The organism is Streptomyces sp. NPDC102514 (assembly GCF_055584525.1).
The window spans coordinates 306938-327406 of the sequence record NZ_JBVJLW010000004.1; the positions used below are offsets into that span (position 1 = coordinate 306938).

18 protein-coding genes are annotated in these 20469 nt (G+C 71.6%); 13 read left to right on the forward strand and 5 right to left on the reverse strand.

All coding sequences use genetic code 11. The features are described from left to right. Nucleotides 1–128: 128 nt before the first annotated feature. From pdhA (ACZ60E_RS12760) to ACZ60E_RS12790, 7 genes are all read left to right on the forward strand, one after another. The gene (gene pdhA, locus ACZ60E_RS12760; RefSeq protein WP_453794466.1) at nucleotides 129–1310 is read left to right on the forward strand and encodes a pyruvate dehydrogenase (acetyl-transferring) E1 component subunit alpha; all 1182 of its coding nucleotides are present in this window, start codon (nucleotides 129–131) and stop codon (nucleotides 1308–1310) included. Then, the gene (locus tag ACZ60E_RS12765; protein ID WP_384803749.1) at nucleotides 1307–2311 is read left to right on the forward strand and encodes an alpha-ketoacid dehydrogenase subunit beta; all 1005 of its coding nucleotides are present in this window, start codon (nucleotides 1307–1309) and stop codon (nucleotides 2309–2311) included. Before pdhA (ACZ60E_RS12760) ends, ACZ60E_RS12765 begins: the two co-directional genes overlap by 4 nt. Then, nucleotides 2311–3765: a dihydrolipoamide acetyltransferase family protein gene (locus tag ACZ60E_RS12770; protein WP_469439979.1), complete on the forward strand. Its 1455-nt coding sequence runs from the start codon at nucleotides 2311–2313 to the stop codon at nucleotides 3763–3765. Before ACZ60E_RS12765 ends, ACZ60E_RS12770 begins: the two co-directional genes overlap by 1 nt. Nucleotides 3766–3865: 100 nt before the next feature. Beyond that, the gene (locus tag ACZ60E_RS12775) at nucleotides 3866–4807 is read left to right on the forward strand and encodes an NTP transferase domain-containing protein (protein WP_469439982.1); all 942 of its coding nucleotides are present in this window, start codon (nucleotides 3866–3868) and stop codon (nucleotides 4805–4807) included. Next, nucleotides 4804–6189, forward strand: a complete 1386-nt coding sequence (locus ACZ60E_RS12780; RefSeq protein WP_469439985.1) for a molybdopterin molybdotransferase MoeA — start codon at nucleotides 4804–4806, stop codon at nucleotides 6187–6189. The genes ACZ60E_RS12775 and ACZ60E_RS12780 overlap by 4 nt, the downstream gene beginning before the upstream one ends. Then, nucleotides 6177–7283 (forward strand): potassium channel family protein, encoded by a 1107-nt coding sequence (locus ACZ60E_RS12785; RefSeq protein ID WP_384803740.1) that lies wholly within the window; start codon nucleotides 6177–6179, stop codon nucleotides 7281–7283. Before ACZ60E_RS12780 ends, ACZ60E_RS12785 begins: the two co-directional genes overlap by 13 nt. Before the next feature lie 39 nt (nucleotides 7284–7322). After that, the gene (locus tag ACZ60E_RS12790) at nucleotides 7323–8303 is read left to right on the forward strand and encodes an NAD(P)H-quinone oxidoreductase (protein ID WP_469439987.1); all 981 of its coding nucleotides are present in this window, start codon (nucleotides 7323–7325) and stop codon (nucleotides 8301–8303) included. A gap of 183 nt (nucleotides 8304–8486) precedes the next feature. On the opposite strand, the gene ACZ60E_RS12795 is transcribed toward ACZ60E_RS12790, so the two are convergent. After that, complete coding sequence (locus tag ACZ60E_RS12795; RefSeq protein ID WP_469439989.1) at nucleotides 8487–8861, reverse strand: hypothetical protein; 375 nt, start codon at nucleotides 8859–8861, stop codon at nucleotides 8487–8489. A 154-nt stretch (nucleotides 8862–9015) separates the two neighbouring features. Here ACZ60E_RS12795 and ACZ60E_RS12800 point away from each other — a divergent pair, with 154 nt between their 5' ends. Both ACZ60E_RS12800 and ACZ60E_RS12805 read left to right on the forward strand, forming a co-directional pair. Beyond that, nucleotides 9016–9591 (forward strand): PadR family transcriptional regulator, encoded by a 576-nt coding sequence (locus ACZ60E_RS12800; RefSeq protein ID WP_469439990.1) that lies wholly within the window; start codon nucleotides 9016–9018, stop codon nucleotides 9589–9591. A gap of 86 nt (nucleotides 9592–9677) precedes the next feature. Beyond that, nucleotides 9678–10220, forward strand: coding sequence for a bacterial proteasome activator family protein (locus tag ACZ60E_RS12805; protein ID WP_107017903.1), 543 nt, complete (start codon nucleotides 9678–9680; stop codon nucleotides 10218–10220). 117 nt (nucleotides 10221–10337) lie between these two features. Here ACZ60E_RS12805 and ACZ60E_RS12810 read toward each other — a convergent pair whose 3' ends face one another. Beyond that, complete coding sequence (locus ACZ60E_RS12810) at nucleotides 10338–12017, reverse strand: protein kinase domain-containing protein (protein ID WP_469439992.1); 1680 nt, start codon at nucleotides 12015–12017, stop codon at nucleotides 10338–10340. Nucleotides 12018–12370: 353 nt separating this feature from the next. On the opposite strand from ACZ60E_RS12810, the gene ACZ60E_RS12815 reads away from it, so the two are divergent. Next, nucleotides 12371–13921 (forward strand): protein kinase domain-containing protein, encoded by a 1551-nt coding sequence (locus tag ACZ60E_RS12815; protein ID WP_384803725.1) that lies wholly within the window; start codon nucleotides 12371–12373, stop codon nucleotides 13919–13921. Between the two features lie 113 nt (nucleotides 13922–14034). Here ACZ60E_RS12815 and ACZ60E_RS12820 read toward each other — a convergent pair whose 3' ends face one another. The 3 genes from ACZ60E_RS12820 to ACZ60E_RS12830 all read right to left on the reverse strand — a co-directional run bounded on the left by ACZ60E_RS12820 (nucleotide 14035) and on the right by ACZ60E_RS12830 (nucleotide 16296). Continuing rightward, entirely contained in the window at nucleotides 14035–15060 is a 1026-nt protein-coding gene (locus ACZ60E_RS12820; protein WP_469439994.1) for a phosphotransferase, read from the reverse strand. Nucleotides 15061–15105: 45 nt separating this feature from the next. Continuing rightward, nucleotides 15106–15528 (reverse strand): pyridoxamine 5'-phosphate oxidase family protein, encoded by a 423-nt coding sequence (locus ACZ60E_RS12825; protein WP_469439995.1) that lies wholly within the window; start codon nucleotides 15526–15528, stop codon nucleotides 15106–15108. Nucleotides 15529–15633: 105 nt separating this feature from the next. After that, on the reverse strand, nucleotides 15634–16296 hold the full coding sequence (locus ACZ60E_RS12830) for a response regulator (RefSeq protein ID WP_107017906.1): 663 nt from the start codon (nucleotides 16294–16296) through the stop codon (nucleotides 15634–15636). A 408-nt stretch (nucleotides 16297–16704) separates the two neighbouring features. Here ACZ60E_RS12830 and pdhA (ACZ60E_RS12835) point away from each other — a divergent pair, with 408 nt between their 5' ends. The 3 genes from pdhA (ACZ60E_RS12835) to ACZ60E_RS12845 are packed head-to-tail and all read left to right on the forward strand — an operon-like array spanning nucleotide 16705 to nucleotide 20397. Next, a complete protein-coding gene (gene pdhA / locus ACZ60E_RS12835) occupies nucleotides 16705–17877 on the forward strand; it encodes a pyruvate dehydrogenase (acetyl-transferring) E1 component subunit alpha (protein ID WP_385833790.1) in 1173 nt (390 codons plus the stop codon). Continuing rightward, complete coding sequence (locus ACZ60E_RS12840; RefSeq protein WP_107017908.1) at nucleotides 17874–18854, forward strand: alpha-ketoacid dehydrogenase subunit beta; 981 nt, start codon at nucleotides 17874–17876, stop codon at nucleotides 18852–18854. The genes pdhA (ACZ60E_RS12835) and ACZ60E_RS12840 overlap by 4 nt, the downstream gene beginning before the upstream one ends. A 10-nt stretch (nucleotides 18855–18864) precedes the next feature. Further along, a complete protein-coding gene (locus ACZ60E_RS12845; RefSeq protein ID WP_469439998.1) occupies nucleotides 18865–20397 on the forward strand; it encodes a dihydrolipoamide acetyltransferase family protein in 1533 nt (510 codons plus the stop codon). Nucleotides 20398–20469 lie beyond the last annotated feature (72 nt).

Consider the following 20469-nt stretch of genomic DNA (forward strand, 5'->3'; position numbering starts at 1 on the left):
TGTGCAGAACCGTTTGTCCACAGCCTGGAGGTGCCTGTAGCCAAAATGTGCCGACGACCGAACAATCGGTAGGGAGGCGCGTCACTCTCGGCGGCCTCCCGAAGCGACTCCCACGAGGAGGTGCCGACATGACGGTCATGGAGCAGCGAGGCGCATACCGGCCGACGCCCCCGCCCGCCTGGCAGCCACGTACCGACCCCGCGCCGCTGCTGCCCGACGCGCTGCCCCACCGCGTCCTCGGCACCCGTGCGGCCGATCAGGTGGACCCGGATCTGCTGCGCCGGCTGTACGCGGAGCTGGTGCGGGGCCGCCGGTACAACGCGCAGGCCACCGCCCTCACCAAGCAGGGCCGTCTCGCGGTCTACCCCTCCTCCACCGGCCAGGAGGCCTGCGAGGTCGCCGCCGCGCTCGTCCTCGAAGAGCGCGACTGGCTCTTCCCGAGCTACCGGGACACCCTCGCGGCGGTCGCCAGGGGCCTCGACCCCGTCCAGGCGCTGACGCTCCTGCGCGGCGACCGGCACACCGGCTACGACCCGCACGAGCACCGCATCGCCCCCCTGTGCACCCCGCTGGCGACCCAGCTGCCGCACGCCGTGGGTCTCGCGCACGCCGCCCGCCTCAAGGGCGACGACGTGGTCGCGCTCGCGCTGGTCGGCGACGGCGGCACCAGCGAGGGCGACTTCCACGAGGCACTGAACTTCGCGGCCGTCTGGCAGGCCCCGGTGGTCTTCCTGGTCCAGAACAACGGCTTCGCCATCTCCGTCCCGCTCGCCAAGCAGACCGCCGCCCCCTCACTGGCCCACAAGGCCGTCGGGTACGGGATGCCGGGCCGGCTGGTCGACGGCAACGACGCCGCCGCGGTGCACGAGGTCCTGGGCGAGGCGATCGCCCACGCGCGCGCGGGTCTCGGCCCGACGCTCGTGGAGGCGGTGACGTACCGCATGGAGGCCCACACGAACGCGGACGACGACAAGCGCTACCGCGAGGACGCGGAGGTCGAGGCCTGGCGGGCACACGACCCGATCGCCCTCATGGAGCACGAGCTGACCGAGCGCGGACTGCTCGACGAGGACGGGATGCGCGCCGTGCGCGAGGACGCCGAGGCGATGGCCGCGGACCTGCGCGAGCGCATGAACCAGGACCCGGCCCTCGACCCCATGGACCTGTTCGCGCACGTCTACGCCCGGCCCACCCCGCAGCTCCTGGAGCAGGAGGCGCAACTGCGCGCCGAGCTGGACGCCGAGGCGCGCCACCACGACGACGAGGACGCGCACGCCCCCTCGCACGAGCCGGAAGGAAACACGCGATGACGACCGTCGCGGTGAAGCCGGCCACCATGGCGCAGGCCCTCGGACGGGCCCTGCGCGACGCCATGACCGACGACCCCACCGTCCATGTGATGGGTGAGGACGTCGGCGCCCTCGGCGGTGTCTTCCGTGTCACCGACGGCCTCGCGAAGGAGTTCGGCGAGGACCGCGTCACCGACACCCCGCTGGCCGAGGCGGGCATCCTCGGCACGGCGGTCGGCATGGCCATGTACGGGCTCAGGCCGGTCGTGGAGATGCAGTTCGACGCCTTCGCGTACCCGGCCTTCGAGCAGCTGATCTCGCACGTGGCGAAGATGCGCAACCGCACGGGCGGGGCGATGCCGCTGCCCCTGACCGTGCGCGTGCCCTACGGCGGCGGCATCGGCGGGGTGGAGCACCACAGCGACTCCTCCGAGGCGTACTACATGGCGACTCCGGGGCTGCATGTCGTGACGCCCGCGACGGTCGCCGACGCGTACGGGCTGCTGCGCGAGGCCATCGCCTCCGACGACCCGGTCGTCTTCCTGGAGCCCAAGCGGCTGTACTGGTCGAAGGACTCCTGGAACCCCGACGAGCCGCAGCGCGTGGAGCCGATCGGCCGCGCGGTGGTCCGCCGCCCGGGCCGCAGCGCCACGCTCATCACGTACGGGCCGTCCGTGCCCGTCTGCCTGGAGGCCGCGGAGGCGGCGCGGGCCGAGGGCTGGGACCTGGAGGTCGTCGACCTGCGCTCCCTGGTGCCCTTCGACGACGAGACGGTCGCCGCGTCCGTGCGCCGCACCGGCCGGGCCGTCGTGGTGCACGAGTCGGGCGGCTACGGAGGGCCCGGTGGGGAGATCGCCGCGCGGGTCACCGAGCGGTGCTTCCACCATCTGGAGGCGCCGGTGCTGCGCGTGGCCGGGTTCGACATCCCGTATCCGCCGCCGATGCTGGAGCGGCACCATCTGCCCGGTGTCGACCGGATCCTGGACGCGGTGGCGCGGCTGCAGTGGGAGGCACAGAGCTGATGGCCCAGGTCCTGGAGTTCAAACTGCCCGACCTCGGTGAGGGGCTCACCGAGGCCGAGATCGTCCGCTGGCTCGTCCAGGTCGGCGATGTCGTCGCCGTCGACCAGCCCGTCGTGGAGGTCGAGACGGCCAAGGCGATGGTCGAGGTCCCCTGCCCGTACGGCGGTGTGGTCACGGCCCGCTACGGCGAAGAGGGCACCGAACTGCCCGTGGGCTCGCCGCTGCTGACGGTCGCCGTGGGAGCGCCGGCCTCCGGCACACCGGACTTCGACGCGGCGGACCTCGGCCCGTCCGCCTTCGACACCCCGGCGTCCGGAGCGCGGGCTGCCGGCGGCGAGGACGAGGGCTCCGGGAACGTGCTCGTGGGCTACGGCACACAAGCGCCTCCGGCACGGCGCCGCAGGGTACGGCCGCCCACGTCCGGCACGGGCCCGGGCCACCGGTCACCGGGCGCGTCCCCCGGCGCGTCCCGGACCGCCGCTCCGTCGCCGTCGCCCGTGGTGGGCGTGGGTGCCGATGCCGGGCGCCGGGCCGACGGCCCCGTGCCGGTCATCTCGCCGCTCGTACGGCGGCTGGCCCGGGAGAACGGGCTCGATCTGCGGGCGCTGGCCGGTTCCGGACCCGACGGCCTGATCACACGTGCGGACGTGGAGCACGCCGTACGGGCCGGCGCGTCCGCCCCGGCCCTCGCACGCCCGGAACGGAGCCCGGCGACGGCTCCCGTACCGGCCACCACGCACGCGTCCGGCACCGCCGCCTCCCACGCGGGCACCCGCGTCCCCCTCAAGGGCATCCGCGGTGCCGTCGCCGACAAGCTCTCCCGGAGCCGGCGCGAGATCCCCGACGCGACCTGCTGGGTGGACGCCGACGCGACGGAACTGATGCACGCGCGCGCGGCGATGAACGGGGCGGGCGGGCCGAAGATCTCCCTCCTCGCGCTCCTCGCCCGTATCTGCACCGCCGCGCTGGCCCGGTTCCCCGAGCTCAACTCGACGGTCGACACGGAGGCCCGCGAGGTCGTCCGGCTCGACGAGATCCACCTCGGGTTCGCCGCGCAGACCGAGCGCGGACTCGTCGTACCGGTGGTGAAGGGGGCGCACGCCCGGGACGCGGAGTCGCTGAGCGCGGAGTTCGCCCGGCTCACCGAGGCGGCCAGGGCCGGGACGCTCACCCCGGCGGACCTCACCGGCGGGACCTTCACGCTGAACAACTACGGGGTGTTCGGCGTCGACGGCTCGACCCCGATCATCAACCACCCCGAGGCGGCCATGCTCGGCGTCGGCCGGATCGTCCCCAAGCCCTGGGTGCACGAGGGTGAGCTGGCGGTGCGGAAGGTCGTACAGCTCTCGCTCACCTTCGACCACCGGGTGTGCGACGGCGGAACGGCGGGCGGTTTCCTGCGGTATGTGGCGGACTGCGTGGAACAACCGGCGGTGCTGCTGCGGACCTTGTGACCCCCTCGGCCCCGCAGAGCGCGCGGCCGTCCTTCGCCACCCCCGTCCACATGCTGTGCGCGGGGGTGGAAATGATCCATCGGACACCCATACTCGTGGGGTGACCGCGTTCGAGGCACCCAGCGCACCCGGTTCCTCCGACGCGTTCGGTTCCTCCGGCGCAGCCGGTACGGACGGCCATGACGCCGTCGTACTCGCCGGGGGCGCCGCCCGACGCCTCGGCGGCGCGGACAAACCGGGCGTTCGCGTCGGCGGTCGCGCCCTGCTCGACCGTGTTCTCACCGCCTGTTCCGGCGCGGCCGTCACCGTGGTCGTCGCGGAGCCCCGGCCCACCGCGCGTCCCGTGGAGTGGGCACGTGAGGATCCTCCCGGCGGAGGCCCGCTCGCCGCGCTGGACGCCGGCCTGCGGCACACCACCGCCGAGTACGTCGTCGTGCTCTCCGCCGATCTGCCGTTCCTCGACCGGGAGACGGTACGAAAGCTGCTGATCGCCCTTCACGAGAGCGGCGGCGAGGGCGTGTTGCTCACCGACCCCGGCGGCCGTGACCAGCCCCTCGTGGCCGCGTACCGCCGCTCGGCGCTGCGACGCGAGCTGACGGCGTTGCGCGCCGAGCACGGCGAACTGACCGGTCTGCCGCTGCGGCGGCTCACCGGCGCGCTCGAACTGACCCGAATCACCGACCCCGTCGCGTCCTTCGACTGCGACACCTGGGACGACATCGCCGCCGCCCGGGCACGTATCAGGGAGCATGGGCACGTGTTGGATGAATGGATCACCGCAGTCAAGGACGAACTGGGCCTCGACCTGGACGTCGACACCGACGTCCTGCTCGACCTCGCCCGCGACGCCGCCCACGGGGTGGCCCGTCCGGCGGCGCCGCTGACGACGTTCCTCGTCGGGTACGCGGCGGGCCGGGCCGAGGGAGGCCCCGAAGCGGTCGCGGAGGCCGCCCGCAAGGCCGCGGCACTCGCGCTGCGCTGGGCGGCGGAGGCCGGCTCCACCGGCCCGGACGCCAAGTCCACCGGCCCGGACGCCGGATGACCGCCTCGGGGCAGTTCGAGGAGATCGACTTCGACGTCGAGGAAGCCCTGGCCCTGGTCAAGGAAGGCGGTGCCCCGGTGCCCGACGACTCCGGATCCACCGGAGCCTCCCGTCCGGTGCCCTCACCGGCCCCGGGAACCGGGAGCCGTAAGGACACCGCCGGGCCTGCCGAGCACGCCGAGCACCACACCGCCACGCCCTGGCAGCGGGCCCGGACCATCGCCGGGCGAGCCCCCCGCCGCCCGGACACCGCCGTCTCCGTCACGCTGGACGCCGCGCTGGGCCTCGTCCTCGCCGCCCCGCTCGCCGCGCTCTCGGACCTCCCGTCCTTCGACACGTCCGCGATGGACGGCTGGGCGGTCGCGGGCCCCGGGCCGTGGGACGTGCGGGCCGAGGGGGTGCTCGCGGGCCACGGCGTGCCGCAGCGGCTCACCGACGGCGAGGCGGTCAAGATCGCCACCGGCGCGCGGATCCCGCAGGACACCTCCGCCGTGATCCGCAGTGAGCACGGCCGCACCGACGAGAAGGAGCGGCTGTACGCGACACGGGAGGTCGTGCACGGTCAGGACATCCGGCCCCGCGGCCAGGAGTGCCGCTCCGGCGACCCCCTGCTGCCGCCCGGCACGCTGGTCACCCCGGCCGTGCTCGGACTCGCTGCCGCCGCCGGATACGACACCGTCGCCGCCCTCCCCCGGCCCCGTGCGGAAATCCTCGTCCTCGGCGACGAGTTGCTCACCGAGGGGCTGCCGCACGACGGGCTGATCCGGGACGCGCTCGGCCCGATGCTGCCGCCCTGGGTGCGCGCGCTCGGCGCGGAGGTCATCGCCGTACGGCGGCTCGGCGACGACGCCGAAGCCCTGCGCAAGGCCCTCAAGAACTCCGGCGCCGATCTGATCGTCACAACCGGGGGCACCGCCGCCGGTCCCGTCGACCACGTCCACCCGATCCTGCGCCGCCTCGGCGCCGAACTCCTGGTGGACGGCGTCGAGGTACGCCCCGGCCATCCGATGCTGCTGGCACGCCTCAAGGAGAACCAGCACCTCGTCGGGCTGCCGGGCAATCCGCTCGCCGCCGTCTCCGGCCTCCTCACGCTCGCCGAGCCCCTGCTGCGCACCCTCGCGGGACGCGCGGCGCCGGAGTCGTACACGCTGCCTCTTCAGGACGGCGTGCACGGGCACCCGTACGACACGCGGCTGATTCCTGTCGTTCTGCGCGGGGACCGGGCCGTGCCGCTGCACTACAACGGGCCGGCCATGCTGCGGGGTATCGCCGTGGCCGACGCGCTCGCGGTCGTGCCGCCGGGCGGCGCACGGACGGGTCAGGAACTTGAGATCCTCGACCTGCCCTGGGCCATGGCTGGGATCGAGGTGTGTTTCACGTGAAACTTCCGGGCCACGACGCGATCGCGCGGCAGGCGGGCGAACGGCTGGTCACCCATCGGGTGGAGCTGCCCCGCCAACGAGTGGAACGCCCTCTGTTCCAGGTCACCAAACGCGTCCTCATGGCGCTGCTGGTGCTGGTCGGCACGGCATTCATCGTGTACTTCGACCGCGACGGCTACACCGATAACTCCGACAAGTCGGTCGACCTGCTCGATGCCTTCTACTACGCGACCGTCACGCTCTCGACCACCGGGTACGGCGACATCACCCCGGTCAGTGACGGCGCCCGCCTCACCAATATCTTCCTGATCACGCCTCTGCGCGTGCTCTTCCTGATCATCCTGGTCGGCACCACTCTCGAAGTTCTCACCGAACGGACTCGGGAGGAGTGGCGACTGAACCGCTGGAGGACCGCCTTGCGGGAGCACACCGTTGTCATCGGGTTCGGCACGAAGGGCCGCTCGGCGATTCAGACCGTGTGCGCGACCGGGCTGAAGAAGGAGCAGGTCGTGGTCGTCGACCCCAGCTCCAAGGTGATCGAGGCGGCGACCGCGGACGGGTACGCGGGGGTGATCGGCGATGCCACGCGCAGTGACGTACTGCTGCGGGCCGAGGTGCAGCGGGCCCGGCAGATCATCATCGCGACCCAGCGCGACGACACCGCCGTGCTCGTCACGCTGACGGCGCGGCAGCTCAACCGCAAGGCGAAGATCGTGGCCGCCGTGCGCGAGGAGGAGAACGCGCCGCTGCTGAAGCAGTCCGGCGCCGACGCCGTCATCACCAGTGCGAGCGCGGCCGGCCGTCTGCTCGGTCTCTCCGTGCTCAGCCCCAGCGCCGGCATGGTCATGGAGGACCTCATCCAGCAGGGCAGTGGGCTCGACATGACCGAGCGGCCCGTCATAAAGGCCGAGGTCGGCAAGGGGGTCCGCGAGATCGAGGACCTGGTGGTGAGCGTCGTACGAGGGCATCGGGTGCTCGGCTACGACGATCCGGCCATCGGGAAGGTGCAGTTGACGGACCGTCTGATCACCATCGTGCGGGTCAGCCCGCACAGCCATGTCGCGCCCGACATGAGGCCACTGCCGCAGGATTGAATCCCCACGTGGCGGGCCGTCGGGAGTAGCCTCGCCCGCATGCGAGCGATCACGATTCCTGAACCTGGTGGGCCCGAGGCGCTGGTGTGGGACGAGGTCCCGGACCCGGTGCCCGGCGAGGGCGAAGTGCTGGTCGAGGTGGTGGCGAGCGCGGTCAACCGCGCCGATCTGCTGCAGCGGCAGGGCTTCTACGACCCACCGCCCGGCGCGTCCCCGTATCCGGGGCTCGAATGTTCCGGACGGGTCGCCGCGCTCGGACCCGGTACCTCGGGGTGGAACGTCGGGGACGAGGTGTGCGCGCTGCTCTCGGGCGGCGGGTACGCCGAGAAGGTGGCCGTTCCGGCCGGGCAGCTGCTGCCCGTGCCCGAGGGCGTCGACCTCGACAAGGCGGCTGCGCTGCCCGAGGTGTCCTGCACGGTCTGGTCCAACGTCTTCATGATCTCCCATCTGCGGCCCGGCGAGACGCTGCTGGTGCACGGCGGATCGAGCGGGATCGGCACGATGGCGATCCAGCTGGCGAAGGCCGTCGGGGCGAAGGTCGCCGTCACGGCGGGCAGCAAGGCGAAGCTGGACTTCTGCGCGGAGCTGGGTGCGGACGTGCTCATCAACTACCGCGAGCAGGACTTCGTCGAGGAGGTCAGGGCGGCCACGGACGGGGCGGGTGCCGATGTCGTTCTCGACAACATGGGGGCGAAGTATCTGGGGCGGAATGTCACCGCTCTCGCCGCGAACGGGCGGCTCGCGATCATCGGGATGCAGGGCGGGGCCAAGGGGGAGCTGAACATCGGGGCGCTGCTGAGCAAGCGGGGTGCTGTGACCGCCACGTCGTTGCGGGCCCGGCCGGGTGGGGAGAAGGCGGCGATCGTGGCGGCCGTGCGGGAGCATGTGTGGCCGTTGATCGCCGGTGGGCATGTGCGGCCGGTTGTCGATCGGGAGCTGCCCATGCGGGAGGCTGCGGCGGCGCATCGGGTGCTGGAGGAGAGCAGTCACATTGGGAAGGTGCTGCTCACGTTGGCGTAGGGGTGGGTGGGGTCGGGGTTCGGGTGCGGGTCCGTGGGGGCTTGTCGCGCCGTTCCCCGCGCCCCTGGATGTGACGGGCTCGCCTTGTCGCGTTCGTGGGGGCGGTGGCGGTGGGGTTGTGTGACGGGTGCGGCCCGGTGGGGGTTTCTCGCGCCGTTCCCCGCGCCCCTGTGGGCGTGAGGTCTAGGCTCTGCGGGTTCTCAGGGCCAGGAACGTCAGGCCCAGGCCCAGGCCGATGAGGATCAGGCCTGTGCCCAGGGGGAGTACCTGGAGTATGGGTTCCGGGGTTTTCACCGGGCGGGTGGGGGCCTCGCGGGCGTCGATGGGGTGGGCAGGCCGTTCGGGAGGCGCTGCGCTGTCCGGGTGAGCCGACAGGGAGTCCTCCGGCGGCGGAGGCGTCTCCCGGCCCGGACGCTCACGGCCCTCTCCTGCCCGGCTGCCGGCCCGCGACTCGGCGGGGACCGGCTCGTACGCGGCGGCGTACGACGTGAACGCGGGGCCCGCCAGCAGCGGCAGCAGCAGGCCGGTCACGCGCAGGGTGCGAAGCCACGGAGTCACGTCGGTAACCCCCTCCCGGTACGGAGGATCCAAGATCAGCGGCTTCAGCCTCACACGGGGCGCCCGCACCGGCATCCGGAGCCCGGACGCCCTGAGCCGTGTCACGTTCAGTGGCAGCCGTGGCGCGCACAGGTGTACGGGGTACAGATCGGGTATGTCGATACGCCATGGCCTGCTGGCGCTTCTGGAGCGCGGTCCCCGCTACGGCTCCCGGCTGCGCACCGAGTTCGAGGCGCGCACCGGCTCGACCTGGCCGCTGAACATCGGCCAGGTCTACACGACCCTCGCCCGGCTGGAACGGGACGGCCTGGTCGTACAGCAGGGCGCCGACGCGGCGGGACACGTGCTGTACGCGCTGACGGACGCGGGGCGGGCCGAGCTTCGGGCCTGGTTCATCCGTCCCGTGGAGCGTTCGAACCTGCCGCGCGACGAACTGGCGATCAAGCTGGCCATGGCGGTCGGGGTGCCGGGAACCGACGTCCGGGCGATCGTGGAGGCGCAGCGGCGGTACCTCTCGGAGACCATGCACACGTACACCCGGCTCAGGGCGCGGGCGCTCGCGGAGGCGCCCGCGCACCGCGACGAGGTGGCGCGGCTCTTCGTGCTGGAGCATCTGATCTTCCGCGCGGAGGCCGAGATCCGCTGGCTGGACCACTGCGAGGCCCGTCTGCTGCGGCTCGCCGAGGCCGCCGCCACGGAGCCGCCGCCCCCGTCGCCGCCGCCCGCCTGACGCGGGGCGCCCGTTCGTACAGGGTGGATCACGCTCTGGAGGGGGCACCACGCTGGTGACGTGTGTGAGTGCGAGAGAATGGCGGCATGGAGATGCCGAGGAACGAGAGGTCACCGGAGAACCCCCAGATCCTGGTCGTAGGCCAGGACGGGATGGCTCTCGGTGGCGGTGGAGACGAGGACTCCCGAGAGATCCCGGTGACGGAGATGGTGGAACAGCCGGCCAAGGTCATGCGCATCGGGAGCATGATCAAGCAGCTGCTGGAGGAGGTGCGTGCGGCACCCTTGGACGAGGCGAGCCGGGTACGGCTCAAGGAGATCCACGCCAGCTCGGTGAAGGAGCTGGAGGACGGGCTCGCGCCCGATCTCGTCGACGAACTGGAGCGGCTCTCCCTGCCGTTCACGGACGACGGCATCCCTTCCGACGCCGAACTGCGGATCGCCCAGGCTCAGTTGGTCGGCTGGCTGGAGGGTCTCTTCCACGGGATCCAGACCACCCTGTTCGCCCAGCAGATGGCGGCCAGGGCCCAGTTGGAGCAGATGCGCCGGGCGCTGCCGCCGGGCGCGGGCGGCGAGGAAGAGCTGGTGGACCCGCGCGCGGGCGGCCGTTCGGGCGGCCCGTACCTGTAGTAGCAGCCAAACGAACGCAGTCAGACGAGAAGCAGTCGTAAGAGAAGCAGTCGCACGAGAGGGGCCCGGCAGAGATGCCGGGCCCCTCTCGTGCTGTCCTACGAGGTCAGCGACGGATCAGGCCGGGTCGCCCGTCGACACGTAGAGCTGGATCTTCGGCATGCTCTTGGGGTCGACGTCCGTCTCCGCCTCGGGGATCTGGGTCATGACCGTGCCCTCGCCGTAGGCGTTCTCGTCCACCGACTTGGCCTCGTACTGCCAGCCAGCCGCCTGGAAGCACGCCTTCACGGAATCGATGTTCTTGAACTTGAAGTTCGGGACCTTGATTTTGTCGGCGTCGTTGTACGACTCGTCGGGCTCCGTGCACTCGGTCGTGTCGATCTTCTTCGTGGTGTCCGGGCCCTTGTGGTTCTCCCCGGCCGCCTCCTCGGAGGCCGACGCGCGGGCACTGTTGGCGGCGTCCGTCTTCTTCTTGTCGTCGTCGCCACCGCCCATCGACAGAGCGGTGATCAGCCCGCCGATGGCGAGCAGCGCGACGACGATCGAGCCCACGATCACCGGCATGTTGCTCTTGCGGCCACCGCCGGACCCGCCCGCGGACTGCGGGGACATCGTGTACGGCGGCGGGGTCGTCAGGCCCTGCTGCGGGCTGTACGCGGCGGTCTGGTGCGGGGTCGGGTAGCCGCCCTGCTGCGGATAGCCGTACGACGGAGCCGGCGCGTGCGCGGGATTCGGCGCCGGAGTGGGCGCGGGCGTCGACGGGCCGTAGGGGCCGGGCTGGTACGGCGTCTGTACGTTGCCCTGCGGCGCCTGCGCCGAATGGTCGACCGGCGGGAACACCGCGGAGCCCACACCGGCTCCGCTGGACGTCTGCACGCCCGGCACGATGCTCGGGGGCACGGCCTGCACGGACTGGGCCACGCGCAGGCACTCGTCGCGCATCGACTCCGCGCTGACGAAACGCTCGTTCGGGTTCTTCTTCAGCGCGCGGGCGATCAGCGCGTCCACGGCCGGGGGCAGCGAGCGGTTGACCGAGGAGGCCGCGACGGGCGTCTCCTGGACGTGCGCGTACGCGATGGCCAGTGGCGAGTCCGCCTCGAACGGAAGCCGCCCGGTGACCAGTTGGAAGAGCATGATGCCGACCGAGTACAGGTCGGAGCGGGCGTCGACACCGCGGCCGAGGGCCTGCTCGGGGGAGAGGTACTGCGGAGTGCCGACGACCATGCCGGTCTGGGTCATGGAGGTCACACCGGACTGCATGGCGCGGGCGATGCCGAAGTCCATCACCTTGACCACGCCGCGCTTCGTCATCATGACGTTGCCCGGCTTGATGTCGCGGTGGACCAGCCCCATCTCGTGGCTGATCTCCAGAGCGGCCAGCACGTCCGCGGTGATCTTCAGGGCCTTGTCGACGGGCATGGCGCCGTACTGCGCGACGTCCTGGTCGAGGACCGAGCCGAGCGGACGGCCCTCCACGTACTCCATGACGATGTACGGGGTCGGCGCCCCGGAGCCGCCTTCGAGCTGGGTGTCCTCGCCGGTGTCGAAGACCGAGACGATGTTCGTGTGCGTGAGCTTGGCCACCGACTGGGCCTCGCGGCGGAAACGCTCGCGGAAGGCCTGCTCACGGCCGAGGTCGGTGTGCAGTGTCTTGATCGCGACCTGCCGGTCGAGCACCGAGTCGTAGGCGAGGTGCACGGACGCCATGCCGCCCTCGCCGAGCAGGTCGCGCAGCTGATAGCGCCCGCCGGCGACCGATCGCCCCACGTACCGCCCGTGTCCGCCGTCCTGGCTCATCTTTCCGCGTCCCCCATCGGCAGTGCGCCGTCACGCGGGCGAAAGTCGTCTGGTGTGGCTCCCGCGGCCGGTGATCTCTGGTGTTATTCAGGCCAAGTCTGCCGGAGGGCACTGACACGTCAAGCTCGGTGCCCGTTCCGTGACCGTACGCGTAGGAAGCGTCGCGGAAGCGTTACAGGTGCTGTACGGCCGGTACACACAATGTGCACCCGCGGACCGGCCGCGGGTTCCGCGAGCGGGTCCATCACGGACCGGCGCTTCGCGTGGAGGCTGTAGCGTGGCCCGACGGAGACCGTAACAACCACCGCGCGTACTACGTCGACCGGTGCGGACAGAAACGACGGCGAGGACTGATGGCACAGCAGCAGCGCGCTCAGGGCCCGTCCGACCCCGAGGCGACTGGCGGCGGTATGTCAGATGCGCCGGAGTTGTGGGGTAACGGCGGACTGGTCGGGGACGGCCGGTATCGGCTCACCCACAGACTCGGCCGGGGTGGTATGGCCGAGGTGTTCGCGGCCGAGGACGTCCGGCTGGGGCGGACCGTGGCGGTCAAGCTGCTCCGTTCCGACCTGGCCGAGGACCCGACCTCGAAGGCCCGCTTCACCCGCGAGGCCCAGTCGGTCGCCGGCCTCAACCACCATGCGGTGGTGGCGGTTTACGACTCGGGCGAGGACGTCCTCCCCCACCAGGTCGTCCCGTACATCGTGATGGAGCTCGTCGAGGGCCGCACGATCCGCGACCTCCTGATCAACGCCGAGGCCCCGGGGCCCGAGCAGGCGCTGATCATCGTCTCCGGTGTGCTCGAAGCGCTCGCCTACTCGCACCAGCACGGCATCGTGCACCGGGACATCAAGCCCGCGAACGTGATCATCACCGACACCGGTGCGGTCAAGGTGATGGACTTCGGCATCGCGCGCGCCCTGCACGGCGCCCAGTCGACGATGACCCAGACCGGCATGGTCATGGGCACGCCCCAGTACCTCTCTCCGGAGCAGGCGCTCGGCAAGGCGGTCGACCACCGCAGCGACCTGTACGCGACGGGCTGTCTGCTCTACGAACTCCTCGCGCTGCGGCCCCCGTTCACCGGTGAGACCCCGCTGTCGGTGGTCTACCAGCACGTCCAGGACATTCCGGTGCCCCCGTCCGAGGTCTCGGACGCGACGCCGCCGGAGCTCGACGGCCTGGTCATGCGCTCCCTCGCGAAGGAGCCGGACGACCGGTTCCAGACCGCCGAGGAGATGCGCGGCCTCGTCCAGTACGGGCTGCAGATGCTGTACGACCAGGGCGGCCACACCGGCACCTGGAACACCGGCCCGGTCGCCGCGCACGAGGGCATGACCACTCCGGCGCTGGGTCTCGCGGGCGCGGCCGGGCTGCCGCACCCCGGCGACTCGGGCACCGCCCAGATCCCGTCACCGCTGCTGCCCCCGGGCCGCGGCGGCGACGACGGCGGGTTCGAGGGCCACGGCAACCACGGCAGTGGCCGCGGCAAGATGTGGATCCTCGCCGTCTTCGCGGTGATAGCGATCGCGGCGGGTGTGGCGCTGGCGCTGAACGGCGGTGGCGGCGGTGGCGGCGGGGCCGGTACGAAGACGACGCCGACCGCCTCGGAGACCGAGAAGGACTCCACCCCGAGCGAGGACACCTCGGACGAGCCGACGGACGAGGAGACGGACGAGGACACGAGTACGGGCGGCAACTCGGACTACACGCCGTCGTACGAGCCGTCGCCGACCTACTCGCCCTCGCCCACCGAGTCGAAGCCCTCGGCCGACCCGACGACGAAGGAGCCCACTCCTACGGAGACGGAGGAGGAGCCGACTCCCACGGAGGAGGAGCCGACCGCGTCGGAACCGGCGGGCGACGGCGGCAACACGAACGGGGAGCCCGGCGCCGAGGGCTGACCCTCCGGCCCGCCCCTGAAGAAGCGTCCCCCACGCGCGCGTGGAGCCCGGGAAAGGGCTCCACGCGCGCGTTGCGTTCGTCCGGGACCCGGCGGGGAGCCTCGACCCCGGCCTCACCCCACGAAGGCCTCGCACACCGCGTCGTACTCCCGGGTCCACCACACCGCCAGCGCGGAGGCCGCGGGGAACTGCGGGTCGGCCCGGGTGTCCCCGCGTTCGTAGTGCCAGCGCAGTATCCAGAAGTCGTTGAGGCGCTCCCACCACACCCGGTGCACGGCGGCCGAGAGTTCGGCCGGGGTGGCCCGCGCGGAGCGCCGGTACGCGCGCGCGTAAGCCCGTACCTTCGTCAGGTCGAGCGTGCCGGCGGGGCGTACGAAGAAGATCACGGCGGCCCGTACCGCCTCCTCGGCCTGCGGCTGGACGCCGAGCCGGTCCCAGTCGACGATCGCTGCGGGGGCACTTCCTTTGTAGAGCACGTTGAAGGGGTGGAAGTCCCCGTGCACCCAGCCCACCGAGCCGCCCCGCGGGGGCAGCCGGTCCGCGTGCCGTTCCAGGAGGGTGCGCCGCTCCAGGAGACGGTGCCGGGCCAGTTCGTCGAAGGTGTCGGCCGGACGGTGGCGGCGTACCCGGGCGAGCAGGTCGTCGATGAGCGCGAAGGTGTCCACGGGGTCGGCGCTGTCGGCCCGCTCCTCGGACTCCCGTGGGGGCATCACCTGCTCCAGGGACGCGTGGACGACCCCCAGGAGGGCGCCCAGGCGGCGGCACTGCTCGGGGGTGAGCTGGGCGCCGCCGCGGTGCCGTCCGTCGATCCAGGGGTGCAGGGCGTACACGTGGCCGCCGATCACGGCGACCGTGCGGCCGTCCTTCCCGGTCAGCGGCGGGGCCACCGGGACGCCCAGGTCGGCGAGCCGCTGGGTCGCGCGGTGCTGGCGGACGATCGCCGCGGGGTCGGCCGTCTCGGGGTCGAAGTGGTGCTTGAGGAAGTACCGGCCCCGGGTGGTGGCGAGCCGGTAGCCGCGATTCAGCAGCCCCTGGTCGACGGGTTCGCAGGCCAGCGGCGCCCCGGCCGCGTACCGGCGCAGCAGGGCGCCCAGCGGGGGTGCGGGAGAGGGAGCGGGTGAAACAGATGAGCGCGGCACGCGCCAGATGTTAGGGCACCGGAGGGACCCTCCGTATCGTGCTCATTACTTATTGTGCTCGTTCGGGTGCTCCATGGCGATGCCCAGGGAGTGCACGGTGGCCATGCTGGGCGCGATCTCCAGGTAGACGGCCTCGAAGGGGCTGCCGTCCACGCGCAGCGGGCCGGGACCGAAGCGTTCGAGCTGGGCGTCGGTCGGCCGGGCGCTCTCGCACCACCCGACGACCTGGACCGACCAGCGTTCCGTGCCTGCGGGGGCGGAGCCCAGGTTGTCCGCGCCGTACGCGACGACACTGCCCGCGCACACCTGGTGGTGGCCGTGGCCCCGGTGCATCCTCAGCAGGACGCGGTCGGCCACGACGATATGGCGGGCCGGTGCCAGGAAGGGCAGGGCGCGCACGCTGGCCGCCACCCGGCCGTACTCGACGCGGCCGAGCAGGCCGGCGGCGATGTGCTGGTCGGTCGGCATGCCCCCAATCTGCGGCACCGGGGGAGCAGGGAGAAGAGGCCGCCGGACCCCCGCACGCGGGCCGTAGGTCCCGTTTCCCGCCGCTCGCCGCGAGAGGGCTTCAGCTCACTGCTGCCGGCCCGCCTGCATCCGGGCCACATAGGCGGCCGCCTGCGCGCGCCGCTCCATGCCGAGCTTGGCCAGCAGACTGGAGACGTAGTTCTTGATGGTCTTCTCCGCGAGATGCAGCCGCTCGCCGATCACACGGTTCGTGAGCCCCTCGCCGATCAGGTCGAGGATCCTGCGCTCCTGGTCGGTGAGCTTGGCGAGCCTGGCGTCCCCCTTGGGGCTGCCGCCGTCCCGCAGCCGCTCCAGGACGCGGGCCGTCGCCTCCGGGTCGAGCAGGGACTTGCCGGCCGCCACGTCACGGATCGCCGAGAGCAGTTCGTCGCCGCGGATCGCCTTGAGCGCGTAACCCGAGGCGCCCGCCATGATCGCGTCGAAGAGCGCCTCGTCGTCGGCGTAGGAGGTGAGCATCAGGCACTTGATCGACTCGTCCTTGGAGCGGATCTCGCGGCAGACCTCCACCCCGCTGCCGTCCGGCAGCCGCACGTCCAGCACGGCGACGTCGGGGCGCGTGGCCGGAATTCGCGCCAGCGCGTCGGCCGCCGTACCGGCCTCGCCGACCACCTCGATGTCGTCCTCCATCGAGAGCAGCTCATGAACTCCCCGGCGGACCACTTCATGGTCGTCGAGAAGAAAAACAGTGATTTTTCCCGCTTCGCGCACGGAGCCAGTCTCACACACGATCTTTCCGCTTGCGCCAGTCGAGCCCTTCCCGTCCCCGGGGTGACCGGGATAACGTGCCGGTGTTCCGGCCCCCTGCCAGGCTGTTACCAGTGCTGTGACCAGCGACTGTTCCCGACGCGCGCGAGGTACTTGGAAGTCCGAGTGAAAAGTACTTGGAACTCCGAGCAAAAACGCAGGTCAGGAGGGGTTTCACAGAAATGTGAAGCACTGGGTAACGTGCTTGTTGCAGGGCGCTCGCCGGGGCACCTGTCACGCCTGTTCCCGGCCGAGGGCACCCACCCCGTGCACGGGTACGAGGACCAGGCGAGCCGCTCCCCCGGCTCTCGACGAGCTGGGGGAACCCCAGTTCCCGGCAACCCCGGGGGCCGGACCGACGGAGGAGCACACGTGACCGTGGAGAGCACTGCCGCGCGTAAGCCGCGACGCAGCGCCGGTACAAAGCGCACCGCTGCGAAGAAGCCGCCGGGCGCCCAGCCGGACCTCGTACAGCTGCTGACCCCCGAGGGGAAGCGCGTCAAGAATGGCGAATATGACGCGTATGTAGCCGACATCACCCCCGAAGAGCTGCGCGGCCTGTACCGCGACATGGTGCTCACCCGGCGCTTCGACGCCGAGGCCACCTCCCTGCAGCGGCAGGGCGAGCTGGGCCTGTGGGCCTCGCTGCTCGGCCAGGAGGCCGCCCAGATCGGCTCCGGGCGGGCCACCCGCGAGGACGACTACGTCTTCCCGACCTACCGCGAGCACGGCGTCGCCTGGTGCCGCGGCGTCGACCCGGCCAACCTGCTCGGCATGTTCCGCGGCGTGAACAACGGCGGCTGGGACCCGAACAGCAACAACTTCCACCTGTACACGATCGTCATCGGCTCGCAGACGCTGCACGCCACCGGCTACGCCATGGGCGTCGCCAAGGACGGCGCCGACTCGGCCGTGATCGCGTACTTCGGGGACGGCGCCTCCAGCCAGGGCGACGTCGCTGAATCGTTCACCTTCTCCGCGGTCTACAACGCGCCCGTCGTGTTCTTCTGCCAGAACAACCAGTGGGCGATCTCCGAGCCCACCGAGCGCCAGACCCGCGTCCCGCTCTACCAGCGCGCGCAGGGGTACGGCTTCCCGGGCGTCCGCGTCGACGGCAACGACGTCCTCGCCTGCCTCGCCGTCACGAAGTGGGCGCTGGAGCGGGCCCGCCGGGGCGAGGGGCCGACCCTCGTCGAGGCGTTCACGTACCGCATGGGTGCCCACACCACCTCCGACGACCCGACCAAGTACCGGGCCGACGAGGAGCGCGAGGCGTGGGAGGTGAAGGACCCGATCCTTCGCCTGCGCACGTATCTGGAGGCCTCAAACCACGCGGACGAGGGATTCTTCGCGGAACTCGAAGCCGAGAGCGAGGCGTTGGGCAAGCGAGTACGCGAAGTCGTCCGTGCCATGCCGGACCCGGACCGCTTCGCCATCTTCGAGAACGCGTACGCGGACGGGCACGCGCTCGTCGACGAGGAGCGGGCCCAGTTCGCCGCCTACCAGGCGTCGTTCGCCGATGAAGGGGAGGGCATTCAGCGATGACAGCGGAAAAGATGGCGCTGGCCAAGGCGATCAACGAATCGCTGCGCACGGCCCTCGACTCGGACCCCAAGGTCCTGATCATGGGTGAGGACGTCGGCAAACTCGGCGGTGTGTTCCGGGTGACGGACGGCCTGCAGAAGGACTTCGGCGAGGACCGGGTCATCGACACCCCGCTCGCCGAGTCGGGCATCGTCGGCACCGCGATCGGCCTCGCGCTGCGCGGCTACCGCCCGGTCGTGGAGATCCAGTTCGACGGCTTCGTCTTCCCGGCGTACGACCAGATCGTCACGCAGCTCGCGAAGATGCACGCGCGGGCGCTCGGCAAGATCAAGCTCCCTGTCGTCATCCGTATCCCGTACGGCGGCGGCATCGGCGCGGTCGAGCACCACTCCGAGTCCCCCGAGGCGCTCTTCGCGCACGTGGCGGGCCTGAAGGTGGTCTCCCCTTCGAACGCGGGGGACGCCTACTGGATGATGCAGCAGGCCATCCACAGCGACGACCCGGTGATCTTCTTCGAGCCGAAGCGGCGCTACTGGGACAAGTCCGAGGTGAACCGCGAGGCGATCCCCTCCCCGCTGCACAAGGCGCGCGTGGTCCGCGAGGGCACCGATCTGACGCTCGCCGCGTACGGGCCGATGGTGAAGGTCTGCCAGGAGGCCGCGGCGGCGGCGCAGGAAGAGGGCAAGTCCCTCGAAGTGCTGGACCTGCGGTCGATGTCCCCGATCGACTTCGACGCCATCCAGGCCTCGGTCGAGAAGACCCGCCGCCTGGTCGTGGTGCACGAGGCGCCGGTGTTCCTCGGGACGGGCGCGGAGATCGCGGCCCGCATCACCGAGCGGAGCTTCTACCACCTGGAGGCACCGGTGCTGAGGGTCGGCGGCTATCACGCCCCGTACCCGCCGGCCCGCCTGGAGGACGAGTACCTGCCGGGCCTGGACCGGGTGCTCGACGCCGTCGACCGCTCGCTGGCGTACTGAGGAGAAGGTCGTGACGACGATGACTGAAACGGCCTCGGGGCTGCGCGAGTTCAAGATGCCCGATGTGGGCGAGGGCCTGACCGAGGCGGAGATCCTCAAGTGGTACGTCCAGCCCGGTGACACGGTGACCGACGGGCAGGTGGTCTGCGAAGTGGAGACCGCCAAGGCCGCCGTCGAGCTGCCGATCCCCTACGACGGGGTGGTGCACGAGCTGCGCTTCCCCGAGGGGACGACGGTGGACGTCGGCCAGGTGATCATCGCGGTGGACGTGGGCGGCGGAGCGGCTTCGGCCGGCGCGGCCGAGTCGGCCTCTTCGGCCGCTCCGGCTGCTTCAACGGCTCCGGCCGCGGCTGTGACGGCCCCGGCGACTCCTGCTCCGGCGGCTCCGGCCGCGACTCCGGCTCCCGCGGCTTCCGCGGAGGCCGAGCCCGCGCCGGAGGGCCGCAAGCCGGTTCTCGTCGGGTACGGGGTCTCGGTGGCCTCCACCAAGCGTCGCCCCCGCAGGGGTGTGCCGGCCCAGCAGCCGGAGGTGGCCGCGGCAGCCGCCGCGGTCAACGGCGAGCTGAACGGACACGCGGCCCCCGCGGCCCGTCCGCTGGCCAAGCCTCCGGTGCGCAAGCTGGCCAAGGACCTCGGGGTGGATCTGGCGGCGGTCACGCCCTCCGGTCCGGACGGGATCATCACCCGCGAGGACGTGCACGCGGCGGTCGCCCCCGCCCCTGCTCCGGCCTCCGTCCAGGCACCCGCGGTCACTGCGGCGCCCGCGACGGCACCGGCGTCCGTCGGCGCTCCGGCCGCGGCCCCGCTCGCCTCGTCCGCCCCGGCCGCCTCGTACGACGGTGTGCGGGAGACCCGTGTACCGGTCAAGGGGGTCCGCAAGGCGATCGCGGCCGCGATGGTCGGCTCGGCGTTCACCGCGCCGCATGTCACCGAGTTCGTCACGGTCGACGTGACGCGCACGATGAAGCTGGTCGAGGAGCTCAAGCAGGACAAGGACATGCAGGGGCTGCGGGTGAACCCGCTGCTGCTGATCTCCAAGGCCCTGCTGGTCGCCATCAAGCGCCACCCGGACGTCAACGCCTCATGGGACGAGGCCAACCAGGAGATCGTGCGGAAGCACTATGTGAACCTGGGCATCGCGGCGGCCACGCCGCGCGGTCTGATCGTCCCGAACATCAAGGACGCGCACGCCAAGACGCTGCCGGAGCTCGCCGAGGCGCTGGGTGAGCTGGTCGGCACGGCTCGTGAGGGGCGTACGTCGCCGGCGGCCATGCAGGGCGGGACGGTGACGATCACCAACGTCGGGGTGTTCGGGGTCGACACGGGTACGCCGATCCTCAACCCCGGTGAGTCGGCGATCCTCGCCGTCGGGTCCATCAAGCCGCAGCCGTGGGTGCACAAGGGGAAGGTCAAGGCTCGGCAGGTCACGACGCTTGCGCTGTCCTTCGACCACCGGCTGGTCGACGGGGAGCTGGGGTCGAAGGTGCTTGCGGATGTGGCTGCGGTTCTGGAACAGCCGAAGCGGTTGATCACTTGGGGGTAGCGGTTCTTCTGCGGGCCGGTGGGGGCCGGTCGCGCCGTTGCCCGTGGCCCTGAAAGGCAAAAGATTGCGCCG

What these genes read in the sequence shown, in the direction of transcription:
- ACZ60E_RS12780 (WP_469439985.1), top strand. Translation starts at nt 4,804, where the DNA reads ATGACCGCCTCGGGGCAGTTCGAGGAGATCGACTTCGACGTCGAGGAA.
- ACZ60E_RS12805 (WP_107017903.1), top strand. Translation starts at nt 9,678, where the DNA reads ATGGAGATGCCGAGGAACGAGAGGTCACCGGAGAACCCCCAGATCCTG.
- ACZ60E_RS12765 (WP_384803749.1), top strand. Translation starts at nt 1,307, where the DNA reads ATGACGACCGTCGCGGTGAAGCCGGCCACCATGGCGCAGGCCCTCGGA.
- ACZ60E_RS12815 (WP_384803725.1), top strand. Translation starts at nt 12,371, where the DNA reads ATGGCACAGCAGCAGCGCGCTCAGGGCCCGTCCGACCCCGAGGCGACT.
- ACZ60E_RS12790 (WP_469439987.1), top strand. Translation starts at nt 7,323, where the DNA reads ATGCGAGCGATCACGATTCCTGAACCTGGTGGGCCCGAGGCGCTGGTG.
- ACZ60E_RS12810 (WP_469439992.1), bottom strand. Translation starts at nt 12,017, where the DNA reads ATGAGCCAGGACGGCGGACACGGGCGGTACGTGGGGCGATCGGTCGCC.
- ACZ60E_RS12800 (WP_469439990.1), top strand. Translation starts at nt 9,016, where the DNA reads ATGTCGATACGCCATGGCCTGCTGGCGCTTCTGGAGCGCGGTCCCCGC.
- ACZ60E_RS12825 (WP_469439995.1), bottom strand. Translation starts at nt 15,528, where the DNA reads ATGCCGACCGACCAGCACATCGCCGCCGGCCTGCTCGGCCGCGTCGAG.
- pdhA (WP_453794466.1), top strand. Translation starts at nt 129, where the DNA reads ATGACGGTCATGGAGCAGCGAGGCGCATACCGGCCGACGCCCCCGCCC.
- ACZ60E_RS12840 (WP_107017908.1), top strand. Translation starts at nt 17,874, where the DNA reads ATGACAGCGGAAAAGATGGCGCTGGCCAAGGCGATCAACGAATCGCTG.
- ACZ60E_RS12770 (WP_469439979.1), top strand. Translation starts at nt 2,311, where the DNA reads ATGGCCCAGGTCCTGGAGTTCAAACTGCCCGACCTCGGTGAGGGGCTC.